The following is a 20176-nucleotide window of genomic DNA, read 5'->3' as shown; positions in this document are numbered from 1 at the left end:
CCCGCCCCCCCCTCTTGTGCGGAAGCCGCCGGGAAGGCGGCGCGCCTCAGCGGCAGATGGCGCCGCCGCCCGTGCCCGGCACCGCCCTGGCGCAGCCGGTCTGCAGGGTTTGCCGCGCCTGCCGGATGGCATCGGCGGAGGTGGTGGTCCTGAAGGATGGCGGCGCGCCGCCGCCCCGCGTATCCGGCGGCGCGGCAGGCACCCCGGCGGCGCAGCCCGCCAGGGTCGAGGCCAGGGTCAAGGCCAGAAGCAAGGCCAGGGGCAAGGCCGGCGGGATGATCGGCTTCATCGCGGTTCTTGTTTGTCGGGTGTCGGGAACCGTCAGGAAAGCACCCCGCTGGTTCACGCCGTTCCTAACGGAGGCCCCCCGCATTGAGGCCCCCCCCTCAGGGCCGGCAGGGTTGCGGCATGGCGGCGAGGGCGGCCGGGCACGCCGGGCATGGCGTCCGGCTTCCCAGCGCCTGGCGCACCGCGCGCAGGACCTCGTCCAGCTGGAAAGGGTCAACAAAGGCGATGCCCGCCCGCGCCGGGCGCGGCGCGGCGCGGCGGGCGGGCGGCGCCAGGATCACGGCCGCCCGCGCCCGCCCGGCGGCCAGCGCGGTGGCGGCCAGGGCGGCGCCGCCGGGGCCGGGCAGCTTTTCCTCCGCCAGCAGGCACCGGTCCGCGCCGGGGCCTTCCCGCACCCCCAGGAACTCCGCCGCCGAGGCAAAGGAACAAGCCGGGATGCCTTCCGCTTCCAGCATCAGCACCAGGGCCTGGCGCACCGCGCCATCGGCGCTGACCACCAGAACGCGGGCGCCTTCCGCCCCGGATGCCGCCCCCGATTCCGCCCCTGGCTCCGCCGCGCCGGTCATGACCGTTTTCCCTGGAACACCCACGACATTCGGCCATCTCCGCCGCTTTCCACCCGCAACGAGGGCCGGCCGCGAACAGGGGGAGGAAGGGTCCTGCCGACCGGTGGCGGACACCCTAGCGGCGGCTTCCGGCCGATGTGCTGACATGGATCATGGCGCCGGCGGGGCGGGCGTTACGTAGTTCTACCATCAGGGAATCTCCCCAATACCGGCGGCGCGGGCGCGGCGGTATCCAACGGCCATCGCACCGACAGCCGGAGGAGAGGCCGCATGCAGACCGCGATGGTGACCCGCAACCCCGCCCAGGCCTTTCCTTTCCCGGTTTTCGCCAAGGCCGGCTCCGCCCTGGTGGCGGAACGCTTCCTCGGCCGCCCCCTCCGCCTCGCGCGCGGAGCCGAGATCTATGCCGAGGGATCGCCGATCGAGACGCTGTTTGAGGTCGTCTCGGGCACCGTCCGCACCCGCCGCCTGCTGCCGGATGGCCGCCGCTGCATCGCCAGCTTCGCCCTGCCAGGCGAGGTGTTCGGCCTCGACGGCACGGGCCGCCACCGCTTTTCCGCCGAAGCGGTGACGGAGGCGGTGGTGATCGCCTTCGCCCGCAAGGACATCGAGGACTGCATCGGCCGCGAGCCGCGCGCGGCGCATTCCTGGCAGGCCTTCACCCTCCGCCACCTGGAAGCGGCGCAGGACCGCTGCATCCTGCTGGGCCGCAGAAGCGCGGCCGAGCGGGTGGCCAGCTTCCTGGCCGACCTCGCCGATCGCGGCCAGCACGGGCCGCATCTGCTGGACCTGCCGATGTCGCGCTACGACATCGCCGATTATCTTGGCCTGACCGCCGAAACGGTGAGCCGCACCCTGAGCGCCCTGCGCCGGCGCCGGCTGATCGCCGACGGGGCGAACCACCAGATCCACATCCTGGACCGCGACGCGCTGGACGAGCAGGCGGGCGAGGGCGACGCCTGAGGCCGCCCCTGCCGCCCCTGCCGCCCCTGCCGCCTCCCGCCGCCGCTACATGCGGCGCAGGCGGATTTCCTGCACGCGGTGATCGGCGCCCTTGCGCAGCACTAGCCTGGCGCGTTCTCGCGTGTACTGGATGTTCTCGCGCAGGTTGGGCAAGTTGATCTGTTCCCAGATCCGGGTGGCCACCGACAGCGCTTCCTCCCTCGGCAGGTCCTTGTAGCGGCGGAAATAGGATTCCGGCTGCTGGAAGGCCGTGCGCTGCAACAACAGGAAGCGCTGCCGGTACCATTCGGCGATATGCGCCTCCTCCGCATCCACATAAACGGAGAAGTCGAAGAAGTCGGAGGCCAGCAGCGGCGCGCCCGCCGAATGCTGCAACACGTTCAGCCCCTCGAAGATCAGGATGTCGGGGCGGCGCACGACCTGCGTCTTGCCGGGCACGATGTCATAGGTGAGGTGGGAATAAACCGGCGCCGGCACCTCCGGCTCCCCCGCCTTCACCGCGGCGAGGAAGCTGATCATGCGGCGCAGGTCGTAGCTTTCGGGGAAGCCCTTGCGCTGCATCAGGCCGCGGCTTTCCAGCACGGCGGTGGGATACAGGAAGCCATCCGTGGTGATCAGCGCCACCTTGGGATGGTCCGGCCAGCGCGCCAGGATGGCCTGCAGCACGCGGGCGAAGGTGCTCTTGCCCACGGCCACGCTGCCGGCGATGCCGATGATGTAGGGCGGCAGGGCGGCGGGGCGGCCAAGAAACGTGTCCTGCACGACGCCGAGGCCGCGCGCCGCCGCCACCTGCAGGTTCAGCAGGCGCGACAGCGGCAGAAAGATGTCCACCACCTCGGACAGCGACAATTCCTCGGCCACGCCGCGCAGGCTGTCGATGTCGCGCGTGGACAGGGACAGCGGCGTGTTGGCGCGCAGCGCCGCCCATTCGGGCCGGCTGAAGCGGCGATACGCCGCGAGGCCAGCGCGTTCCTCGGCCGTGGGCGCGAGATCGTTCATGGGGCGGCCTTTCATGCCGGCTCGGAATTGCGCCCGATCCTGGCATTGCTGCGCCGCAAACGCAAAACCGCCTTTCGGCGGTTCAGGGCCTAAAGCCGCCCTTCAGCGGCAGGGGAGGCCAGAGCCGCCCTTCGGCGGCAGGGAAGCCAGATCCGCCTTTCGGCGGAGGGGCCTCAGGTTTCCAGCATGCGCCGCAGCAGCTCGACATCCTCGGCGAAGGCGCCATCGGCCTGCATCAGCTCCGCCACGCGGGAAACGGCATGCATCACCGTGGTGTGGTCGCGGTTGCCGAAGCGGCGGCCGATCTCCGGCAGGGAGCGGGAGGTGAGCTGCTTGGCCAGGTACATCGCCACCTGCCGCGGCCGCGCCACGTTGCGCGCCCGCCGGGCGGAGGACATGTCGGTCAGCCGGATGTTGTAATGCTCGGCGACCTTGCGCTGGATCTCCTCGATCGTCACGCGGCGGTCATGGGCGCGCAGGATGTCGTGCAGCACCTCCTGCGCCGATTCCAGCGTGATCGGCCGGCCGAACAGGTTGGCATGGGCGATCAGGCGGTTCAGCGCGCCTTCCAGCTCCCGCACGTTGGAGGTGATCTTGTGCGCCAGGAATTCCAGCACGCGCGGCGGCACCTCGATCTCGGCGCCGCCCTGGCTGGCGCCCTGCGCCTTGGCCTGGAGGATGGAGATGCGCAGCTCATAGGTGGTGGCGTGGATGTCGGCCACCATGCCGCAGCCGAGTCGGGTGCGAAGCCGGTCCTCCAGCCCCGACAGGTCGGAAGGCGACTTGTCGGCCGACACCACGATCTGCTTCCCCGCGTCGATCAGCGCGTTGAAGGTGTGGAAGAATTCTTCCTGCGTGTTGTCCTTGCCGATCAGGAATTGCAGGTCGTCGATCATCAGCACATCGACCGAGCGCAGCGATTCCTTGAACTCCATCGTGCTTTGCGAGCGCAGCGCCGCGATGAAGCGGTACATGAACTTCTCGGCCGACATGTAGGCGACGTTGCGCTGGCCGTTGAAGGAGATCGCCCAGGCGATCGAGTGCATCAGGTGCGTCTTGCCGAGGCCGACGCCGCCATACAGGAACAGCGGGTTGAAGCCTGGCGAGGCCGGCTTTTCCGCCACGCGGCGGGCGCAGGCATGCGCGAACTCGTTCGGCTTGCCGACGACGAAGCTGTCGAAGGTGAAGCGGGGGTCGAGCGGCGCGGCCCAGTCATGCTTCGATTCGGTGCGCGCCTCGCCGCGCGGCGGCGAGGACAGCGGCTCGGCCAGGGCCAGCGCCGCCTGCTGCGGCCGCGCGCCCGGCGCGGTGGCGGGGGAGGCGCCGGCAAGGCCGCCATCCGCCAGGGTGGGCATGGAACCGGCCGGCGCGGCTTCCTGGTTGCCGCCGCGCAGCTCGGGCGCCACGCGGATGTCGACGCGGCGCACCCCGAGCGGCTCGGCCGCCCAGAGCGCGCGCAGGCGGTCGCCGTAATGGCCGCGCACCCAGTCGCGCAGGAACCGGGTGGGCAGCAGGATCACCGCTTCCTCGCCCTCAATGGCCGACAGCGTCATCTGGCGCAGCCATGAGCGGTACTCGACCTCGCCCACTTCCTCCCTCAACCGGCCGCGAATCCGCGCCCAGGCCTCGGCCACCTGCCCTGTCGCGGGGGTGGGGGAAGTCTCGAGATCTTTCTCCATGCGAAGCACCTGCCACCCTTTCGGCCCTTGGCCAGCCTGATGCGACCCCATGCGGGGCGGAGAACCGGTCAGTTGAACAAACGCGCCCCAACACCTCCGGGCAAGGCCGGAAACATCCAGAGTGCTACCCTGTTGCGATTCATTCAGGGCACAGTCAACCGATCCGTCTCCGGATCAGGTCAAGTGGGACCTGCCTCGGAAGACGACCGGAAGCTGACAAGATGTATTGGGATACTCGAGTCCAGCGGCTGTTCTGGAAGGCTACCGCCCGGCACCCTCGGGGTGCAACGGGATCATGGTGAGAACATGGGGAGCCGCTGGCACGATCCGCTGTGCGGCAGGGGCGTGGCCCCTGCCAAGTCAGCCCTGGGCGGCCGCCTGGGCGCCCAGCGCCTTGATGCGCGCGGACAGGCGGGACAGCTTGCGGGCCACGGTGTTGCCGTGCATCACGCCCTTGGTGACGGCACGCTGCAGCTCGGGCTGAGCGTCCTTGAAAGCGGCCTGGGCCGCGGCCTTGTCGCCACCGGCGACGGCCTTCTCGACCTTGACCAGGAAGGTGCTGACGCGGGACCGGCGGGCGCGGTTGCGCTCGTTACGAGTCGCCGTCTGCCGGATGCGCTTGCGCGCGGAAGCCGTGTTCGCCATGGCGGTGCTTTGAACCAGTCACACTGTGTCTCAGGAACGCGCATCAACCCTCGCCACCACAAAGAATGGCAGGGGCCTGCGACGGAAGGCGCGGTTTAGCCTTCGGGCCGCGCGGGAGTCAATGCATTGCTGGCCTGCGGGGCCGGCCAGCGGGGGCATTGCTGGCCTGCGGGGCCGGCCAGCGGGGGCATTGCTGGCCAGCGGGGCCGGCCAGAAGGGGCATTGCTGGCCTGCGGAGCTGGCCGGAAGGGGCATTGCTGGCCCGTGGGGTAGGGCCGACACGCTGATCGAGGTGGTGGCGACGGCCCTCAGCTCCTGAGGGCCGCCCCGCCAGGCTGCGCGGCGGGCTTCAGCCCTTGAAGGCGGCCGGGCGCTTTTCCAGGAAGGCGGCCATGCCTTCCTTCTGGTCCGGCGTGCCGAACAGGCTGAGGAAGAAGCGGCGCTCCAGCCGCACCCCTTCGCGCAGCGGCAGCTCGAAGGCGGCGTTCACCGCCTCCTTCGCCATGGCCACGGCCGGCGGCGACAGGGTGGCGATCTTTTCCGCCATCTTCACCGCCTCGGGGATCAGCTCGGCGGCCGGCACCACGCGGGCGACCAGCCCGGCACGGTCGGCTTCCTCGGCCGACATCATGCGGCCGGTCAGCACCATCTCCATGGCCTTGGACTTGCCGATGGCGCGCGTCAGGCGCTGGCTGCCGCCGGCGCCGGGGATGATGCCGAGATTGATTTCCGGCTGGCCGAAGCGGGCCGAGTCGGCGGCCAGGATCAGGTCGCACATCATCGCCAGCTCGCAGCCGCCGCCGAGGGCGAATCCGGCCACCGCCGCGATCACCGGCTTGCGCACGGACAGCACCGCCTCCCACGGGGCGACGAAGTCCTTCATGTAGGTGGCCGGGAAGGCGCGGTCCTGCATCTCGCGGATGTCGGCGCCGGCGGCGAAGGCCTTCTCGTTCCCGGTCAGGATGATGGCGGCCACGGCCGGGTCGGCGTCGAGCGCGGCCAGGGCGTCGGCCAGCTCGGCGGTGAGCTGGTCGCACAGCGCGTTCAGCGCCTTGGGCCGGTTCAGGCGGATCAGCCCGGCCGGGCCCTGCCGCTCGACCAGGATCATCTCATAGGGGGAGGCGGTGTCGCTCATGGCATTTCCTTGATGGCAATTCCCCGGCATGTCCCGTGGCCTGGAGGCCCGCCGCCGGGCCGGGCGGTCAGCGTTGCGTGCGGGCGCAGAAGAAGGTGCTGCGCCCGGATTGCACGATGCGCGACACCCCGCGGCAAGAGGGCGGCCCGGGGCAAAGCGGGCAGGGCGTGCCTTCCCGGTCGTAAACCTGGAAGCGGTCCTGGAAATGCCCCAGCTCGCCATCGGCCTGGACATAGTCGCGCAAGGAGGAGCCGCCGGCGGCGATGGCATCCTCCAGCACCGCCTTGATGGCCGGCACCAGCCGCGCCGCCCGCGCGCCGGGAATGGTGTGGGCCAGCCGGCGGGGCGAGATGCCGGCGCGGAACAGCGCTTCCGCAACATAGATGTTGCCAAGCCCCGCAACGACTCGCTGGTCCAGCAGCGCGGCCTTGACCGGGGTGCGCTTGCCGAACAGCGACTCCGACAGCAGGCCGGGGGTGAAGCCTTCCTCCAGCGGCTCCGGCCCCATGCCGGCCAGCAGCTTGTGGCGGTCCTCGGCGGCGGTGGGCACCAGGTCGACGCTGCCGAAGCGGCGCGGATCGACGAAGCCGACGCGCTGCCCATCATCGGTTTGCAGCACCAGATGCTCATGCGCCGGCGGCGGCGTGTTGGCACCGGCCGGGCGCGACACCATCCGCCCCGACATGCCGAGATGGATCAGCACCGAGTCGCCGCCCGAGATCCGCATCAGCATGTATTTGCCGCGCCGGCGGAAGCCTTCCACCCGCGCCCCCGTCAGCCGCTCCGCGAGGCCGGGCGGGAAGGGCCAGCGCATGCCGTCCCGGTTGGTGGCGGCGAAGGTCAGGGTGTGGCCGGTCAGCAGCCCGGCCAGGCCGCGCATCACCGTCTCGACCTCGGGGAGTTCAGGCATGAGCGGGGCTCACGGGGGGAGGACCTCGAATCCGGTGACGCCCGTTGCCAGCAGCGCCCGCAGGTCGCGCCCCTCTAGGGCGATGCAGCCCTCGGTCGGCGGGTAATCCGGCCGCGCCAGGTGCAGGAAGATGGCGCTGCCGCGGCCGCGCAGCACCGGCGCGTCGTTCCAGCCCAGGATGCCGATGATGTCGTACACCGCGTCCTCCCGCCAAAGCGCCTCGTGCCGCGCCTCATGGGGAAGGCGGAGGCGCGTGTTGTAGGCGGGGTGGGCCGGGTCGTCGCACCAGCCATCGTCGCGGGCGATCGGCTCCACCGGCACGGCGCAGGCGGGGGCGGGGCCGCGATCGGCGCGGTACAGCACGCGCCGCAGGGGCAGGGTGCCGACCGGGGTGGCCCCATCCCCCTCCGACTTGTCCCGCCGCACGCCGCCCTTGCCGAGCGCGCAGCGCCAGACCTCCCCCCGCAGGGTCAGGCGGCCATCGGGAAACACGGCGGCGATCAGCTCCATGCCGCGCAGCATGGCGCGCCGCCACCGCTTGGCAAGGGCTCAGCGCAACAAGTGGCCGAAGCGCTCCGCCTTGGTTTCCAGATACTTGTCATTGACGCCATTGGCCGCGAAGCGATGCGCCTCCCGCCCCGCCACCTCGATGCCGCAGGCCGCCAGCCCGGACACCTTGTCCGGGTTGTTGGTCAGCAGGCGGATGCGCCGGATGCCCAGTTGCTCCAGCATGGTGGCGGCCACCAGGAAGCCGCGCTCATCGGCGCCGTAGCCCAGGGCGCGGTTGGCATCCAGCGTGTCCAGCCCGCCATCCTGCAGGGCATAGGCGCGCAGCTTGTTCGCCAGGCCGATGCCGCGCCCTTCCTGCGCCAGGTAAAGCAGCACGCCCGCCCCGTCCTCCGCCATGCGGCGGATGGCGCCGCGAAGCTGCGGGCCGCAATCGCAGCGCAGGCTGCCCAGCAGGTCGCCGGTGAAGCATTCCGAATGGGCGCGGACCAGCGGCGCGGCGCCATCCGCCGCCCGGCCTTCCGGATCGCCCACCAGGATGGCCAGGTGCTCGATCCCGCCATCGGCGGCGCGAAAGGCCACGATGCGGGCATCGCGCGCATCCTCCAGCGGCACCCGTGCCTCCGCCACCCGCCTCAGCGTCGTGGCCGCCGTCACGGGATAGGCCAGCACATCGGTCGCTGGCACCCGCAGCAGGTCCAGCGGAGCGGCGGCGTTGTCGCGCGCCGGGGCCGCCACCAGGGCGGGCAGCAGCCGGCCCAGCTTGGCCAGCGCCAGCGCCGCCGGGGCCAGCAGATGCGGCAGCGCAAGGTCGGGCGTTTCCGGCAACAGGCGCTCGGCCACCGGATCGGCGAGGCGGCGCAGCAATTCCGGGTCCAGCAGGGAAGGCGGCAGCTTCAGCGCGACCACGCCTTCCTCGGCCTGCGGCGCATCCGGCTTCAGGGCATCGCCGCGCTGCGGCGGGGTGGCGGCGTTCACCGGCCGCTGCAGCACGGCGGCAGCCCGCACCGGGGCCAGCAGCAGCACGGGTGGCGCCATGCCGGCGGCGGCGATCTCGGCCAGCCCGCGGGCGCCCACGGTTTCCGCCGCGGCCACCACCAGCGCCCCCTGCGGCCCGGCCAGCAGCACCGGGGTGCCCCGGCGCAGCTCGCTTATGGCCCGATGCACCCCGCGCATCGCACGGGACGCCGCGTCCGGCAGCGCGGCGCCGAGTTCGGGATCATGCCGCAAATCGGGCGCGACATTGCCTGGAAGGGTCATACCATCGCTTTCCGTGCATCCTGGGTGATTGTGGCCCCCCGCCATTCGGATGCCAAGTTTGTGAGCCTGGGGCTTTCGCTTTCAACGAAACGAGTGTTGAATGTGGTTCCGTCTCCGCCATTGCCATCCCCATGGGCATGGACGGAAAATGATTCCGCTGCGTGGTGGAAGGCAAGTTTGTCTTGCCACACGGCTGCGTTACCGCCACGATATGGCTTGGTGGCCGTCCGGCCGACTGGCTGCTTCCGGGAGGTGCTGGCCTTGTCTTTCCACCGTGATGTTACGGAGAGCGCATGACTGGCCCTCGGCCAATCCTGATCGTGGATGATGATGACGCCCTGCGCGTCACCTTGTCCGAACAATTGGCAATGGATGGCGAGTTCGCCCCGGTTGAAGCCGCCACAGCCTCCGACGCCGCCGGCCAGCTCCTGGCTGGCGACAGCCGCTGCGACGCCGTGCTGCTCGACATCGGCCTGCCCGATGGCGATGGCCGCGAGCTGTGCGCCAAGCTGCGTCAGGAAGGCGTCAAGATCCCCATCATCATGCTGACCGGCGCCGATGGCGAGCAGGACGTGGTGCGCGGCCTCGACGCCGGCGCCAATGACTACATCGCCAAGCCCTTCCGCATCGCCGAGCTGCTGGCCCGCCTGCGCGCCCAGCTGCGCGTCTTCGACAATTCCGAGGACGCGGTGTTCGTGATCGGGCCCTACACCTTCCGCCCCTCCGCCAAGCTGCTGCTGGAGCCGGTGAAGAACCGCAAGATCCGCCTGACCGAAAAGGAAGCGGCGATCCTGAAGTTCCTTTACCGCGCCGGCGGCCGCCCGGTGGCGCGGCAGATCCTGCTGAACGAGGTGTGGGGCTACAACGCCGCCGTCACCACGCACACGCTGGAAACCCACATCTACCGCCTGCGCCAGAAGATCGAGCCCGATCCGGCCAACGCCGCCCTGCTGCTGACCGAGGGCGGGGGCTACCGCCTCGACCCCCAAGCCGGGCGCGCCGTCGCCGCCTGACCAGGGCACCCCACCACCGAAAAGGCCGGGCCGCCGCGAGGCGCCCGGCCTTTTTCATGCCCGGCGCTCCCGGGGCGGGGACGCCAGCACGGATTTCCCGCGCCCCAGCCATCCCGCGCGCGGCACAATCCCCCCAAGCCCGCCACGCGGCCCGATTCGCCGCGCGGCACCTTGAAGGAAAAGGAAACGCCCCGCGCCATGGACCAACTGCCCGCCGGCCTGATCCTCGCCCTGATCCTGCTGGGCCTCGCGCTGCTCACCGCCTTCAAGGGCATCCGCACCGTCCCCCAGGGCGAGAACTGGACCGTCGAGCGCTTCGGCGCCTACATCCGCACCCTCCAGCCCGGCCTCAACCTCCTTATCCCCTTCATCGACCGCATCGGCCGGCGGGTGAACGTCCAGGAAATCGTCCTCGACATCCCGGAGCAGGCCGTCATCACCCGCGACAACGCCAATGTCTCGGTCGATGGCGTCGTTTATTACCGCGTCATGGACCCCGAGAAATCCGCCTACCAGGTGCAGAACCTGACCCAGGCCCTTTCGGCCCTGGCCATGACCAACATCCGCGCCATCATCGGCGAGATGGACCTCGACCAGGCCCTGTCCTCCCGCGACAAGATCAACTCCCACCTGCTCTCGGTGCTGGACGGCGCCACCGACCCCTGGGGCGTCAAGGTCACCCGCGTGGAGATCCGCAAGATCGAGCCGCCCGCCAACCTCGTCGCCGCCATGAACACCCAGATGATGGCCGAGCGCGAACGCCGCGCCGTGGTCATGCGCGCCCAGGGCGACCGGGAAGCGGCCATCGCCCGCGCCGAAGGGGACAAGGCCGCCCAGGTCCTCCAGGCCGAAGGCCGCCTCGAAGCCGCCCGCCGCGACGCCGAAGCGCGCGAGCGCCTGGCCGAGGCCGAGGCCGCCGCCACCCGCGTCGTCTCCGAGGCCGCGCAGGGCGGCGGCGCCACGGCGCTGAACTACTTCATCGCAGACCGCTACATCGGCGCCTTCGGCCAGCTCGCCGGCAACCCCTCCTCCAAGCTGGTGGTGGTGCCGGTGGAGGCCGCTGCCATCGCCGGCGGCATCACCGGCGCCATGGAACTGTTCCGCGACGCCACCCGCCCCGACGCCACCACCCCCGGCGCCACCCCCACTGGCCGCCCCCGCCCGCCCGCGCCGCCCGGCCCCGCCCGCAGCGTGCCCGAAACCTGATGGCCCGGCGCTGATGCCCGCCTGGTCCCTTTGGCTGGCCGCCGGCCTGCTGCTGATGGCGGCGGAACTGCTGCTGCCCGGCGCCTTCCTGGTCTGGATTGGCGCGGCAGCGCTCGGCACCGGGCTGGTCCTCGCCCTCCTGCCCATGGGCTTCATCCCGACCGCCCTGGTCTTCATCGCCCTGCTGGCGGCGGGCGTGGCCCTCGGCCTGCGCGCCTTCCGCCCGACCCGGCCACGCGGCGCGCTGAACACCCCCGGCGCCGGCCTCATCGGCCGGACCGGCGTTTTGCTGGGGAATGGCCGCGTCCGCGTCGGCGATTCCGATTGGCCCGCGCGTGGGGCGGGGGAGGCGGGGGCGGTGGTTGAGGTGGTGGCGGTGGAGGGAATGACGCTGCTGGTGCGGCCGGTCGCTTCGGGTGAAGGCGCTGCCTTCCCCCGGGACCCCCATCCGCCAGGAGGCTGAGCCTCCTGGACCTGCATTAAAGCGCTGCGAACAAATTTATTCTGTATCTGCCAAGTCAGTCTGCGCTTCGCCGTCATGCGACGGTAGGTTGCGTAAACTCGAACTCTCCTGGTCTAGAAGTAGAGGTTCCCCAAATTCCGCTTCAAACGCTTCGACAAACATAGGATCTGACCGTATCGAATCGAAGACGGGCCATTCTCTAAAGTTGCTTACACGGATACGGCCGGAATTAACGGCCGATTTCATCATGCCAGTAACCGCCGGGAGATCGTCTTTGATCGCTGCAACACAAATCCTATAATTTTCTGTGGATGCACTCCAATCCTCTTCATCTAGAGCTTCAATGGCTTTTTCCTTATTGCCACCCAGTTTAACCGTATTGGCATAATTAATAACCATTTGCTTTCTTGTTGCATCTGATCCATGACGTTTGAACGTTTTTAAACCGAAATGTAGTAATTTCTCTGCTTGTTTGTATTTTCTTCCCACTATCATTCGATAGCAGAAGTCGTCCAGCTCTCGATCAGCAATGTTGAGGTCTTGAGGAGAAAGCTTTCGCCAAATTACGTGGATAAGTTTAATTCCAAGCTCTTGTATAATTTCGACAGAATTTTTATAGTAATCGGGCGTTACCGAGAGGACGGAGCCAACTTTTATTCCTTTTGTGTTGTGGCCGTGATCTTTGCAAACTTTCAGGTATTGGGATGAAATAGTCCCTCCAGTGTGAGTCAACAGATTCCGTCTCTCGCAAAGTTCTATGAAATCCGGCCAAATTTCTAGATCTTTTCTGAGTGTTATTTTGAGCTTTGCCTCGAGCCATTCGATTTGTTCTGCATGACTCGATCTAATGACAGACTCGACCTCTTTTTCGATAATTTTATTTCGCACGGCCTCAATAGAACCAGTCTCTATCAAATCCTTAAAAGATATGTTTTTATCAGATCCCGAAAGTATCTCTGGTTTAGTAATAAATATTACTTTGATAAGATCTGACAGAAATAGATCGTATGAGCCAATAAGGCCCATTATAGAAAATTTAGGAAGATCACGTATTCCGTTATACCCTGCAGCTGAATCTTCCATTCTTTTTAGTAGAGATCTTGCGTGGTATATATCTAGTTGATAAAATTCAAATTTATTTTCTTGCAGTAAAATTCCGTTTTTCTTTACAAAATGCCTAATTTCTCGATCATCCATTACCCTTCGCATCGCTGGCAAAGTTTGCATCATGAATGGGATCGATGTTGAATAGACATTCATGGTTTTACTGAATGAATCAGCAATAGCTTTAAAAGCATTTTCTTCGATTTTTTTGCATCTACGTCAGATTTATTTCTTAATTCGGACTCCCCTGTCCAGGCCTCAGCTGTCTTGCGATCTTCAGAAATGAAAAGAGACTTCATCAAGGACGTATCTTCTTCAATCTCAAATTTAACAAAAAGATGCTTCTGTTCACTCATTAAAATTCTCCATGGAAATCTGTCCTATAGTCACGCTCAAAATAATTCTTTTTAACACCTATCTAAACTCTCCTGCAATCGCGAGTGCGCAAGCGAGCAAGCGATACTTGACAAAAGGACCAAATTCCTATTATCCTCTGCCCCTTCCCACCCCGGAGTGGCCGTCCATGTCCCGCCTCACCAGCCCAACCCCCTGGACCCCGCTTTCCGACGCCGCCTGGGCCGCCCTCCGCCCCCACCTCCCGCTCCTCGCCCCCCAGGGCCGCCGCATGCCGAACCTCCGCGCCCGGCTCGATGCCATCTTCCATCTCGCCCACGCCCGCGGCGCCGCGTGGAAGGACCTCGCGCCGCAGCATGGCCGCCCGGACACCGTGGCCCGCTTCTTCCGCCGCCTCACCCATGCCGGCTTCTGGCACCGCCTGCTGAAAACCCTCGCCGCCGCGGCGCCCGGCCACCCGCTGCGCGCCATCGAATACGGCATCTGCCGCGCCGCCCGCCGTGCCGCGCGCCTCGGTGGCCTGCCGCTCCTCATGCTCATCCGCCGCCTCGGCCTGCGCTCCGCGCTGGACGCACCGCCCTGGCTGCTGCCCGATCCGCTTTTGTCCGAAACCCTGCACGCCTGGCCGCTCGGCCCGCGCCCGGCCCGCGAAACGCTGCGCGCCCTGGCCCGCCTGCTGCGGGATGCCGCCGGGCGGCGCTCAATCCCGCGCTCCGTCCGGCTCGGCTGGGCATGACGCTGGCTTGCCGGCGCCGCGCCGCTGCGGCAAACCCCCGCAATTCGCTCGTTCGGAAAAAGGGGCCCGCGCTATGGCGGTCAAGGACGTGAAAAAGGTGGTGCTCGCCTATTCGGGCGGGCTCGACACCTCCGTCATCCTGAAGTGGCTGCAAACCACCTATCAGTGTGAGGTGGTGACCTTCACCGCCGATCTCGGCCAGGGTGAGGAACTGGGCCCGGCCCGCGACAAGGCCCGCCTGCTCGGCATCAAGGAAGAAAACATCTTCATCGATGACCTGCGGGAGGAATTCACGCGGGACTTCGTGTTCCCCATGTTCCGCGCCAACGCGCTGTATGAGGGCCAGTACCTGCTGGGCACCTCCATCGCGCGCCCGCTGATCGCCAAGCGCCAGATCGAGATCGCCGAACAGGTCGGCGCCGACGCCGTCTCCCACGGCGCCACCGGCAAGGGCAACGACCAGGTCCGCTTCGAGATCGGCTATTATTCCCTGAAGCCGGACGTGAAGGTCATCGCCCCCTGGCGCGAATGGGACCTGACCTCCCGCACCCGCCTGCTGGAATTCGCCGAGGCCAACCAGATCCCCATCGCCAAGGACAAGCGCGGCGAGGCGCCCTTCTCGGTGGACGCGAACCTCCTGCACAGCTCCTCCGAGGGCAAGATCCTGGAGGAGCCCTGGGACGAGCCGCCCGAGATCGTCTGGCAGCGCACCATCCGCCCCGAGGACGCGCCCGACGTCGCGACCGAGATCACCATCGAGTTCGAGCGCGGTGACGCGGTCGCCATCAATGGCGAGCGCATGTCCCCCGCCACCCTGCTGACCAAGCTGAATGAACTCGGCAAGGCCAACGGCATCGGCCGCCTGGACCTGGTGGAGAACCGCTTCGTCGGCATGAAGTCCCGCGGCTGCTACGAGACGCCCGGCGGCACCATCCTCTATGTGGCGCACCGCGCCATCGAGAGCATCACCCTGGACCGCGAGGTGGCCCACCTCAAGGACAGCCTGATGCCGAAGTATGCGGAGCTGATCTACAACGGCTTCTGGTTCGCCCCCGAGCGCCGCATGATCCAGGCCATGGTGGATGAAAGCCAGAAGAGCGTGAACGGCACCGTCCGCCTCAAGCTCTACAAGGGCAACACCATCGTCACCGGCCGCCAGTCGCCGGACAGCCTGTACTCGATGAAGCACGTCACCTTCGAGGACGACCAGGGCGCCTATGACCAGTTCGACGCCCAGGGCTTCATCAAGCTGAACGCGCTGCGCCTGCGCCTCGGCGCCATGGCCGGCCGCAAGGGCGGCGCGGTCTGACCCCCGGCGGGGCGGCGATGCCGCCCCGAAACCGGCTCTCCCGAGCCACGTTTGCCGGAAACCGGCACAACAAGGGGAGAGCCGTTCGAATGTCCCGTTCCGGATTGCTGGCCGCCGCCCTGCTGGGCACCGGCCTCACGCTCGGCACGGCGCCAGTGGCGCTGGCCCAGCCCATGGACCGCATGGCGCCCGCCGCCCCCAGCATGGCCCAGCCGCCCATGCAGCCCATCTCGCCCCCCGTGGCGCGTGGCACCATGCCGCCGCCCGGCGCGCCCGCGCCGGTGCCGGGCACGCCGATGCGGGCGCCCGACAACCCGTTCTCCAACCTCCAGCTGCCGCGACAATCCGGCGTCGGGGATGGCGCCTATAATGGCGGAGGCGTGGTGCTGGAACACGCCCCGGACGGCTCGCTCCGCCTGGCGCGCTGAGGGGCTTCAGCCCCAGGGGCCGCGCTGGCGCCTCGGCGCCGCCGCGCCCCAGGGGGAGGAGGGCCGGCCGAAGCCACCCGGCGCGGCGCTTTGGGCAGGGCCAGCCACGGGGCCCATCTGCTGCGCCAGCTGCATCAGCGCCGCGACGCGGTTTTCCGTGCTGGGATGGGTGGAGAACAGGTTGTCCATCCTTTGCCCGGACAGCGGGTTGATGATGAACATGTGTGCCGTGGCGGGATTGGCCTCGGCGGCGTGGTTGAGGAAGGCGTGGCGGCCCTGCTCCAGCCGCATCAGCGCATGCGCCAGGCCCTGGGGGTTGCCGCTGATCTCCGCGCCGGCGCGGTCGGCCTCGTATTCGCGGGAACGGCTGATCGCCATCTGCACCACTGCCGCCGCCAGCGGGGCCAGCAGCATCAGCAGCAGCGTGCCGATGGGGCCGAGGCCGCGCTCCTCCCGCCCGCGCATGCCGCCGAACAGGAAGCCGAACTGCGCCAGCATGCCGATGGCACCGGCCAGACAGGCCGTCACCGTCATGATCAGCGTGTCGCGGTTGCGGATATGGGCCAGCTCATGGGCGATGACGCCTTCCACCTCCTCGGGCGGCATGCGCTGCAGCAGGCCGGTGTTCACCGCCACGGCCGCGTTCTGCGGGTTGCGGCCGGTGGCGAAGGCGTTGGGCTGGTCCTCATGGATGAGGTAGAGCGCCGGCATCGGCAGGCCGGCATTCGCCGCCAGCCGCGCCGTCATGTGGTAAAGCTCCGGCGCGTCCTGCGGGCCGACCGGCTGGGCGTTGTGCATCCGCAGCACCATGCGGTCGCTGTTCCACCAGGCGAACAGGTTGGTCGCGCAGGCGACCATAAAGGCGACGCCCATGCCGGTGCGGCCGCCAATGGCGCCGCCCACCGCCACGAACAGGGCCGTCATCGCGGCCAGCAACAGGGTCGTCTTCAGATAACCGCTCATTGCCCCTTTTCCTCCGCACGGGTCCGCTCCCAAATGAAGCGCATGGCAAGCCCCGAACAAGAGGCCGCGAACCCGGCCGTTCCCGACAGCCCCAACACGGCTGCGTCAGACACCCCATCTCCCGTCCCGAAGCCGCCCCGGCCCATGCCCAGGGAAGTGGACGGGCCGACCGGGCCGGAACCCACCCGCTACGGGGATTGGGAACGCAAGGGACGCGTCAGCGATTTCTGACCGGGCGCGGCGGAGGTTTGGGCCGCCGCCGCCATTGCCGCTGGCAAGCCTGGTCCGGCCGCTTCCCCTGACCGGCGGTGCCTGCGGGCCACGCCGGTCAGCTTCAGCCGCGTGGCTGCGAACTTCCGGTCCGGGGATGGCTGAGCCACACGCTGATGGCGAACACCGCGATCCCGCCCAGGATAAGCGCCACGCCGGAGCCCAGCAGCGGCATGGCGGCGCCGAACAGCGCCGGGCCCGCGGCCTGGCCCAGGAAATAGCAGAAGGCGTGCAGCGCCACCGCGGAGCCGCGCGCCAGCGGCGCCACCTCCGTCACCCGCACCTGGATGGAGTTGTGCAGCATGAAGAAGCCAAGGCCGATCAGCACCCCGCCGGCGGTGGCGATGTTCGGCGGCGTGAAGCCCAGCACCGCCATGCCGCCCGCCACCAGCAGCCCGGCCAGCCGCATCATCCGGGCCTGGCCCAGCCGCCGCAGCAGCAGCGGCGCCAGCAGGGTGTAGCCGAAGCCGCCCACCCCGAACCCGGCCACCGCCAGCCCCGCCCGCAACGTGCCATGCCCATCCGCGCCCAGCAGCGCCGCCAGGAAGGGGAAGGGGCCGAACACGAACATCCCTTCCAGGAACACGCCGCCATAAAGCCGCTTGGCGGCGGGATGGCGCAGGATGGCGCCGTAGCGGCGCATCACCTCGGCCAGCGACGGGCGTGTCGGGGCCGCAGTGGATGGCCTGCCGCGCGCATCCAGCACCAGCACGAGGCAGGACAGGGCGGCGGCAACCGTGCAGATCCACATCACGCCGCGCCAGCCGATGAACGGCGCCACCGCGCCCGACACCGCGCCGCCGGCCAGCTGACCCAGGATGGCGTAGGCCAGGAAGCGGCTGATCGCCACCTGCCGCTGCTCCAGCGGCACCGTGTCGCCGAACAGCGCCAGCACCAGCGGGAAGATGCCGCCCGCCGCGAGGCCTGCGGCAACCCGCGCGGCGAACAGCCCGTCCAGGCTGGGTGCCATGGCGCAGGCCGCCAGCATCAGCGCCAGCAGCCCGATGCACAGCGCCACCACCCGCCGCTTGCCGAAAGCGTCGCCGAGCGGCCCCAGCACCGGCTGCACCAGCGCGTATGGCAGGGCGAAGGCGCTGGACAGCAGCGCCACCTGTTCATGCGGAGCGAGGAACTCGGTGGCGAGTTCCCCCATCAAGGGGTCCAGCGCGCGGCCTGCCAGAGCCCCCGCGAAGCCGGACAATCCGAACACCGCCACCATCCGCCGGATGGCGCGCGGCTCGGCCAGAGTTGTTTCCATGCGGCCATGCTGCGCCGCGATGGGCGCGGCGCCAAGGGGCCGGGCTAAAGGGGGAGCAGGCCCGCTTCCGGGCCGCGCCATGGCCTGGAGCGTTTCCCGTTGGCATCAGCGCACGGGCGGCGCTCCGGCATGGTGCTCACGGGAGCATCCTCACCGATCGGGCGATTCGCCCGGCCGGGGCCGGCCCTGGCCCGCCAGGGGGTGGGATCTGAGCCAGTCCACCACATCCTCCGCGTTCCGCCCCGGCTGGGGAACGGGGTGGAACACTTCCTCGATCCGGCCCCCGCGCGCGATCAGGGTCAGGCGTTCGAGCAGGCGCATGCCGTCCACCTCGAAGGTCGGAAGCCCGAGCGCATCCGTGAAGGCGAAGTGCTCATCGCTCAGCACCGGGAAGGGCAGGCGCAGGCGCGTGGCCATCTCCTGCTGATAGGATGTGGGCTGGGTGCTCAACCCGAAGACCCTGGCCCGCAATTCCGCCAGCTCGTGGTGATGGTCGCGGAAGGCGCAGGCCTGCGGGGTGCAGCCACGCGCGCCGGGGATCGCGTCCCAGCCCGTGGGCGCGGGCTTTCCCGGCTCGCTGGTCCGGGGATAGCAGTAGATGACGGTGCGTGGCGCGGCCAGGGCCGAGAGGTCCACCGGCGCGCCATGGGTCGCAGCCAGGAGGACAGGGGGCAGCGGGGCGCCCAGAAGCCGTTCGCGCAGGGCCGGGGCGGGCGTTTCGTTCATGGGGCCATTCCGTCAGTGCCGTGAAATCCATGCGGTCCGGGCTGGATGTCCGGCCCTCCTCCACCCGTTGCGGCTGCCGCCGCTCTCATTCCTGGCCCTGCCGCAGCGCCCCGAAGAAGTCACGCAGCAGGGCGCCGCATTCAGCTTCCCGCAGCCCGCCGATCACCTCCGGCGCGTGGTGGCAGGAGGGGGCGGCGAAGATGCGCGCGCCATGCTCCACCCCGCCGCCCTTGGGGTCATAGGCGCCGAAGCAGACGCGCCGCACCCGGAAGAAGCTGGCGGCCTGGGCGCACATCGGGCAGGGCTCCAGCGTCACGGTCAGGGTGCAATCGGGCAGGCGGGGCGAGCCGCGCAGCCGGGCGGCCTGGCGCAGCGCCAGGATCTCGGCATGGGCGGAGGGATCGTGATCCGCCTCCACCCGGTTACCGGCGCGGCCCAGCACGGTGCCGTCGGGGGCGGTGACCACCGCGCCCACCGGCACCTCGCCGCGCGCGGCGGCGTCCCGCGCCTCGGCCAGCGCCAGCTCGATCGGCGCCGGCCCCCGCCTCTGGTCCCGCCCCTGGTCCGGCGGCATTCTCATCAGGGGCCGATCAGCTGGCCGCCATCCACCACGATGCTCTGCCCCGTCACCCAGCGGGCGCGGTGGGAGGCCAGGAACAGCACCACATCGGCCACCTCCTCCGGATGGCCGAGCCGGCCGGCGGGGATCTGCGAGCGGATCGATTCATAGAGCGGCGCGCCTTCCAGCCGCCGCTTCTCCCAGGCGCCGCCGGGGAACTCGATGGAGCCCGGCGCCACCGCGTTCACCCGGATGCCGCGGCTGGCATACATCTTGGCCTGGCTGCCGGTGTAATGGTCGATCGCCGCCTTGATCGCGCCATAGGGGGCGCTGCGGGCGCTGGCCCTGAGCGCCGAGATCGAGGACAGGTTGACGATGGCGGCACCCCCTTCCCGGGCGCCGGACTGCTCCAGGAAGGGCAGCGCCGCCTGGGAGGCGCGCACCGTCGCCATCATGTCCACGTTGAAGGAGGCGGCCCAGCCCGCCTCGTCATCGGTGGAGCCGAAGCCGGAGGCGTTGTTCACCAGCACGTCGATGCCGCCCAGCGCGGCGGCGGCGGCGGGAATGAAGGCGGCGATCTGTTCGGCCTGCGCCAGGTCGCAGGGCGCGGTGAAGGCCGGCACATCGAGGGACCCGATCTCGCCCCGCAGCGCTTCCAGCCCGGCGGCGCCGCGGGCGCAGGCGGCCACCGCCGCGCCTTCCCGCGCGAAGCCGAGCGCGATGGCGCGCCCGATCCCCCGGCTGCCACCCATCACCACCACGCGCCTGCCCTTGAGCTGCATTGCCGCCTCCGTTCCTTGGGAAATGCATTGTGGTCATCGCGCCGCGAGGCTAG

At 68.9% G+C, this 20176-nt stretch carries 24 protein-coding genes; 8 read left to right on the top strand and 16 right to left on the bottom strand.

Going from position 1 to position 20176, the window contains the following annotated elements:
- Nucleotides 1–46 precede the first annotated feature (46 nt).
- Together F0Q34_RS06365 and F0Q34_RS06360 are read right to left on the bottom strand one after the other, a co-directional pair.
- Entirely contained in the window at nt 47–289 is a 243-nt protein-coding gene (locus F0Q34_RS06365) for a hypothetical protein (protein ID WP_149811347.1), read from the bottom strand.
- A 97-nt stretch (nt 290–386) separates the two neighbouring features.
- Nucleotides 387–854: a response regulator transcription factor gene (locus tag F0Q34_RS06360; RefSeq protein ID WP_149811346.1), complete on the bottom strand. Its 468-nt coding sequence runs from the start codon at nt 852–854 to the stop codon at nt 387–389.
- A 270-nt stretch (nt 855–1124) separates the two neighbouring features.
- Here F0Q34_RS06360 and F0Q34_RS06355 point away from each other — a divergent pair, with 270 nt between their 5' ends.
- Nucleotides 1125–1817, top strand: coding sequence for a helix-turn-helix domain-containing protein (locus tag F0Q34_RS06355; RefSeq protein ID WP_149811345.1), 693 nt, complete (start codon nt 1125–1127; stop codon nt 1815–1817).
- A gap of 45 nt (nt 1818–1862) precedes the next feature.
- Here F0Q34_RS06355 and coaA read toward each other — a convergent pair whose 3' ends face one another.
- The 7 genes from coaA to F0Q34_RS06320 all read right to left on the bottom strand — a co-directional run bounded on the left by coaA (nt 1863) and on the right by F0Q34_RS06320 (nt 8952).
- Nucleotides 1863–2816 (bottom strand): type I pantothenate kinase, encoded by a 954-nt coding sequence (gene coaA / locus F0Q34_RS06350; protein WP_241665360.1) that lies wholly within the window; start codon nt 2814–2816, stop codon nt 1863–1865.
- A 173-nt stretch (nt 2817–2989) separates the two neighbouring features.
- A complete protein-coding gene (dnaA, locus tag F0Q34_RS06345; protein ID WP_149811343.1) occupies nt 2990–4495 on the bottom strand; it encodes a chromosomal replication initiator protein DnaA in 1506 nt (501 codons plus the stop codon).
- Nucleotides 4496–4855: 360 nt separating this feature from the next.
- Nucleotides 4856–5140 (bottom strand): 30S ribosomal protein S20, encoded by a 285-nt coding sequence (gene rpsT / locus F0Q34_RS06340; protein WP_149811342.1) that lies wholly within the window; start codon nt 5138–5140, stop codon nt 4856–4858.
- 349 nt (nt 5141–5489) lie between these two features.
- On the bottom strand, nt 5490–6275 hold the full coding sequence (locus tag F0Q34_RS06335; protein ID WP_149811341.1) for an enoyl-CoA hydratase: 786 nt from the start codon (nt 6273–6275) through the stop codon (nt 5490–5492).
- A gap of 67 nt (nt 6276–6342) precedes the next feature.
- Nucleotides 6343–7185, bottom strand: coding sequence for a bifunctional DNA-formamidopyrimidine glycosylase/DNA-(apurinic or apyrimidinic site) lyase (gene mutM / locus F0Q34_RS06330; RefSeq protein WP_149811340.1), 843 nt, complete (start codon nt 7183–7185; stop codon nt 6343–6345).
- 9 nt (nt 7186–7194) lie between these two features.
- On the bottom strand, nt 7195–7695 hold the full coding sequence (locus F0Q34_RS06325) for a L,D-transpeptidase family protein (RefSeq protein ID WP_149811767.1): 501 nt from the start codon (nt 7693–7695) through the stop codon (nt 7195–7197).
- 39 nt (nt 7696–7734) lie between these two features.
- Nucleotides 7735–8952, bottom strand: coding sequence for a GTP cyclohydrolase II (locus F0Q34_RS06320; protein ID WP_149811339.1), 1218 nt, complete (start codon nt 8950–8952; stop codon nt 7735–7737).
- 293 nt (nt 8953–9245) lie between these two features.
- On the opposite strand from F0Q34_RS06320, the gene F0Q34_RS06315 reads away from it, so the two are divergent.
- The 3 genes from F0Q34_RS06315 (at nt 9246) to F0Q34_RS06305 (ending at nt 11634) form a co-directional block, all read left to right on the top strand.
- The gene (locus tag F0Q34_RS06315) at nt 9246–9965 is read left to right on the top strand and encodes a response regulator transcription factor (RefSeq protein ID WP_149811338.1); all 720 of its coding nucleotides are present in this window, start codon (nt 9246–9248) and stop codon (nt 9963–9965) included.
- A gap of 198 nt (nt 9966–10163) precedes the next feature.
- On the top strand, nt 10164–11171 hold the full coding sequence (locus F0Q34_RS06310) for an SPFH domain-containing protein (protein ID WP_149811337.1): 1008 nt from the start codon (nt 10164–10166) through the stop codon (nt 11169–11171).
- A gap of 13 nt (nt 11172–11184) precedes the next feature.
- Nucleotides 11185–11634, top strand: coding sequence for an NfeD family protein (locus F0Q34_RS06305; protein ID WP_149811336.1), 450 nt, complete (start codon nt 11185–11187; stop codon nt 11632–11634).
- Between the two features lie 36 nt (nt 11635–11670).
- Here the strand turns inward: F0Q34_RS06305 and F0Q34_RS06300 are convergent, their stop codons facing one another.
- Nucleotides 11671–12894, bottom strand: coding sequence for a hypothetical protein (locus F0Q34_RS06300; protein ID WP_149811335.1), 1224 nt, complete (start codon nt 12892–12894; stop codon nt 11671–11673).
- On the bottom strand, nt 12891–13094 hold the full coding sequence (locus tag F0Q34_RS06295; protein WP_149811334.1) for a hypothetical protein: 204 nt from the start codon (nt 13092–13094) through the stop codon (nt 12891–12893). Before F0Q34_RS06295 ends, F0Q34_RS06300 begins: the two co-directional genes overlap by 4 nt.
- A 167-nt stretch (nt 13095–13261) precedes the next feature.
- Here F0Q34_RS06295 and F0Q34_RS06290 point away from each other — a divergent pair, with 167 nt between their 5' ends.
- The 3 genes from F0Q34_RS06290 to F0Q34_RS06280 all read left to right on the top strand — a co-directional run bounded on the left by F0Q34_RS06290 (nt 13262) and on the right by F0Q34_RS06280 (nt 15565).
- Nucleotides 13262–13828 (top strand): transposase, encoded by a 567-nt coding sequence (locus F0Q34_RS06290; protein WP_149811333.1) that lies wholly within the window; start codon nt 13262–13264, stop codon nt 13826–13828.
- A gap of 73 nt (nt 13829–13901) precedes the next feature.
- Nucleotides 13902–15137, top strand: coding sequence for an argininosuccinate synthase (locus tag F0Q34_RS06285; RefSeq protein ID WP_149811332.1), 1236 nt, complete (start codon nt 13902–13904; stop codon nt 15135–15137).
- Nucleotides 15138–15226: 89 nt separating this feature from the next.
- The gene (locus F0Q34_RS06280) at nt 15227–15565 is read left to right on the top strand and encodes a hypothetical protein (protein WP_149811331.1); all 339 of its coding nucleotides are present in this window, start codon (nt 15227–15229) and stop codon (nt 15563–15565) included.
- 6 nt (nt 15566–15571) lie between these two features.
- Here F0Q34_RS06280 and htpX read toward each other — a convergent pair whose 3' ends face one another.
- A complete protein-coding gene (gene htpX / locus F0Q34_RS06275; RefSeq protein WP_149811330.1) occupies nt 15572–16528 on the bottom strand; it encodes a zinc metalloprotease HtpX in 957 nt (318 codons plus the stop codon).
- Nucleotides 16529–16561: 33 nt separating this feature from the next.
- Between htpX and F0Q34_RS06270 the strand changes: the two genes are divergently transcribed.
- Nucleotides 16562–16759: a succinate dehydrogenase assembly factor 4 gene (locus F0Q34_RS06270; protein ID WP_306419381.1), complete on the top strand. Its 198-nt coding sequence runs from the start codon at nt 16562–16564 to the stop codon at nt 16757–16759.
- Nucleotides 16760–16862: 103 nt separating this feature from the next.
- Here the strand turns inward: F0Q34_RS06270 and F0Q34_RS06265 are convergent, their stop codons facing one another.
- The 4 genes from F0Q34_RS06265 to F0Q34_RS06250 form a co-directional block, all read right to left on the bottom strand.
- A complete protein-coding gene (locus F0Q34_RS06265) occupies nt 16863–18056 on the bottom strand; it encodes an MFS transporter (protein WP_174242000.1) in 1194 nt (397 codons plus the stop codon).
- 150 nt (nt 18057–18206) lie between these two features.
- A complete protein-coding gene (locus F0Q34_RS06260) occupies nt 18207–18782 on the bottom strand; it encodes a peroxiredoxin (protein ID WP_149811328.1) in 576 nt (191 codons plus the stop codon).
- Between the two features lie 85 nt (nt 18783–18867).
- A complete protein-coding gene (locus tag F0Q34_RS06255; protein ID WP_241665359.1) occupies nt 18868–19362 on the bottom strand; it encodes a nucleoside deaminase in 495 nt (164 codons plus the stop codon).
- On the bottom strand, nt 19362–20123 hold the full coding sequence (locus F0Q34_RS06250) for an SDR family NAD(P)-dependent oxidoreductase (protein WP_149811327.1): 762 nt from the start codon (nt 20121–20123) through the stop codon (nt 19362–19364). The genes F0Q34_RS06255 and F0Q34_RS06250 overlap by 1 nt, the downstream gene beginning before the upstream one ends.
- Nucleotides 20124–20176: the final 53 nt, after the last annotated feature.

Source organism: Teichococcus oryzae (genome assembly GCF_008386565.1).
GTDB lineage: Bacteria > Pseudomonadota > Alphaproteobacteria > Acetobacterales > Acetobacteraceae > Pseudoroseomonas > Pseudoroseomonas oryzae.
Note: the sequence above shows the minus strand (reverse complement) of the source record. Positions and strands in the feature narration are given on the sequence as shown.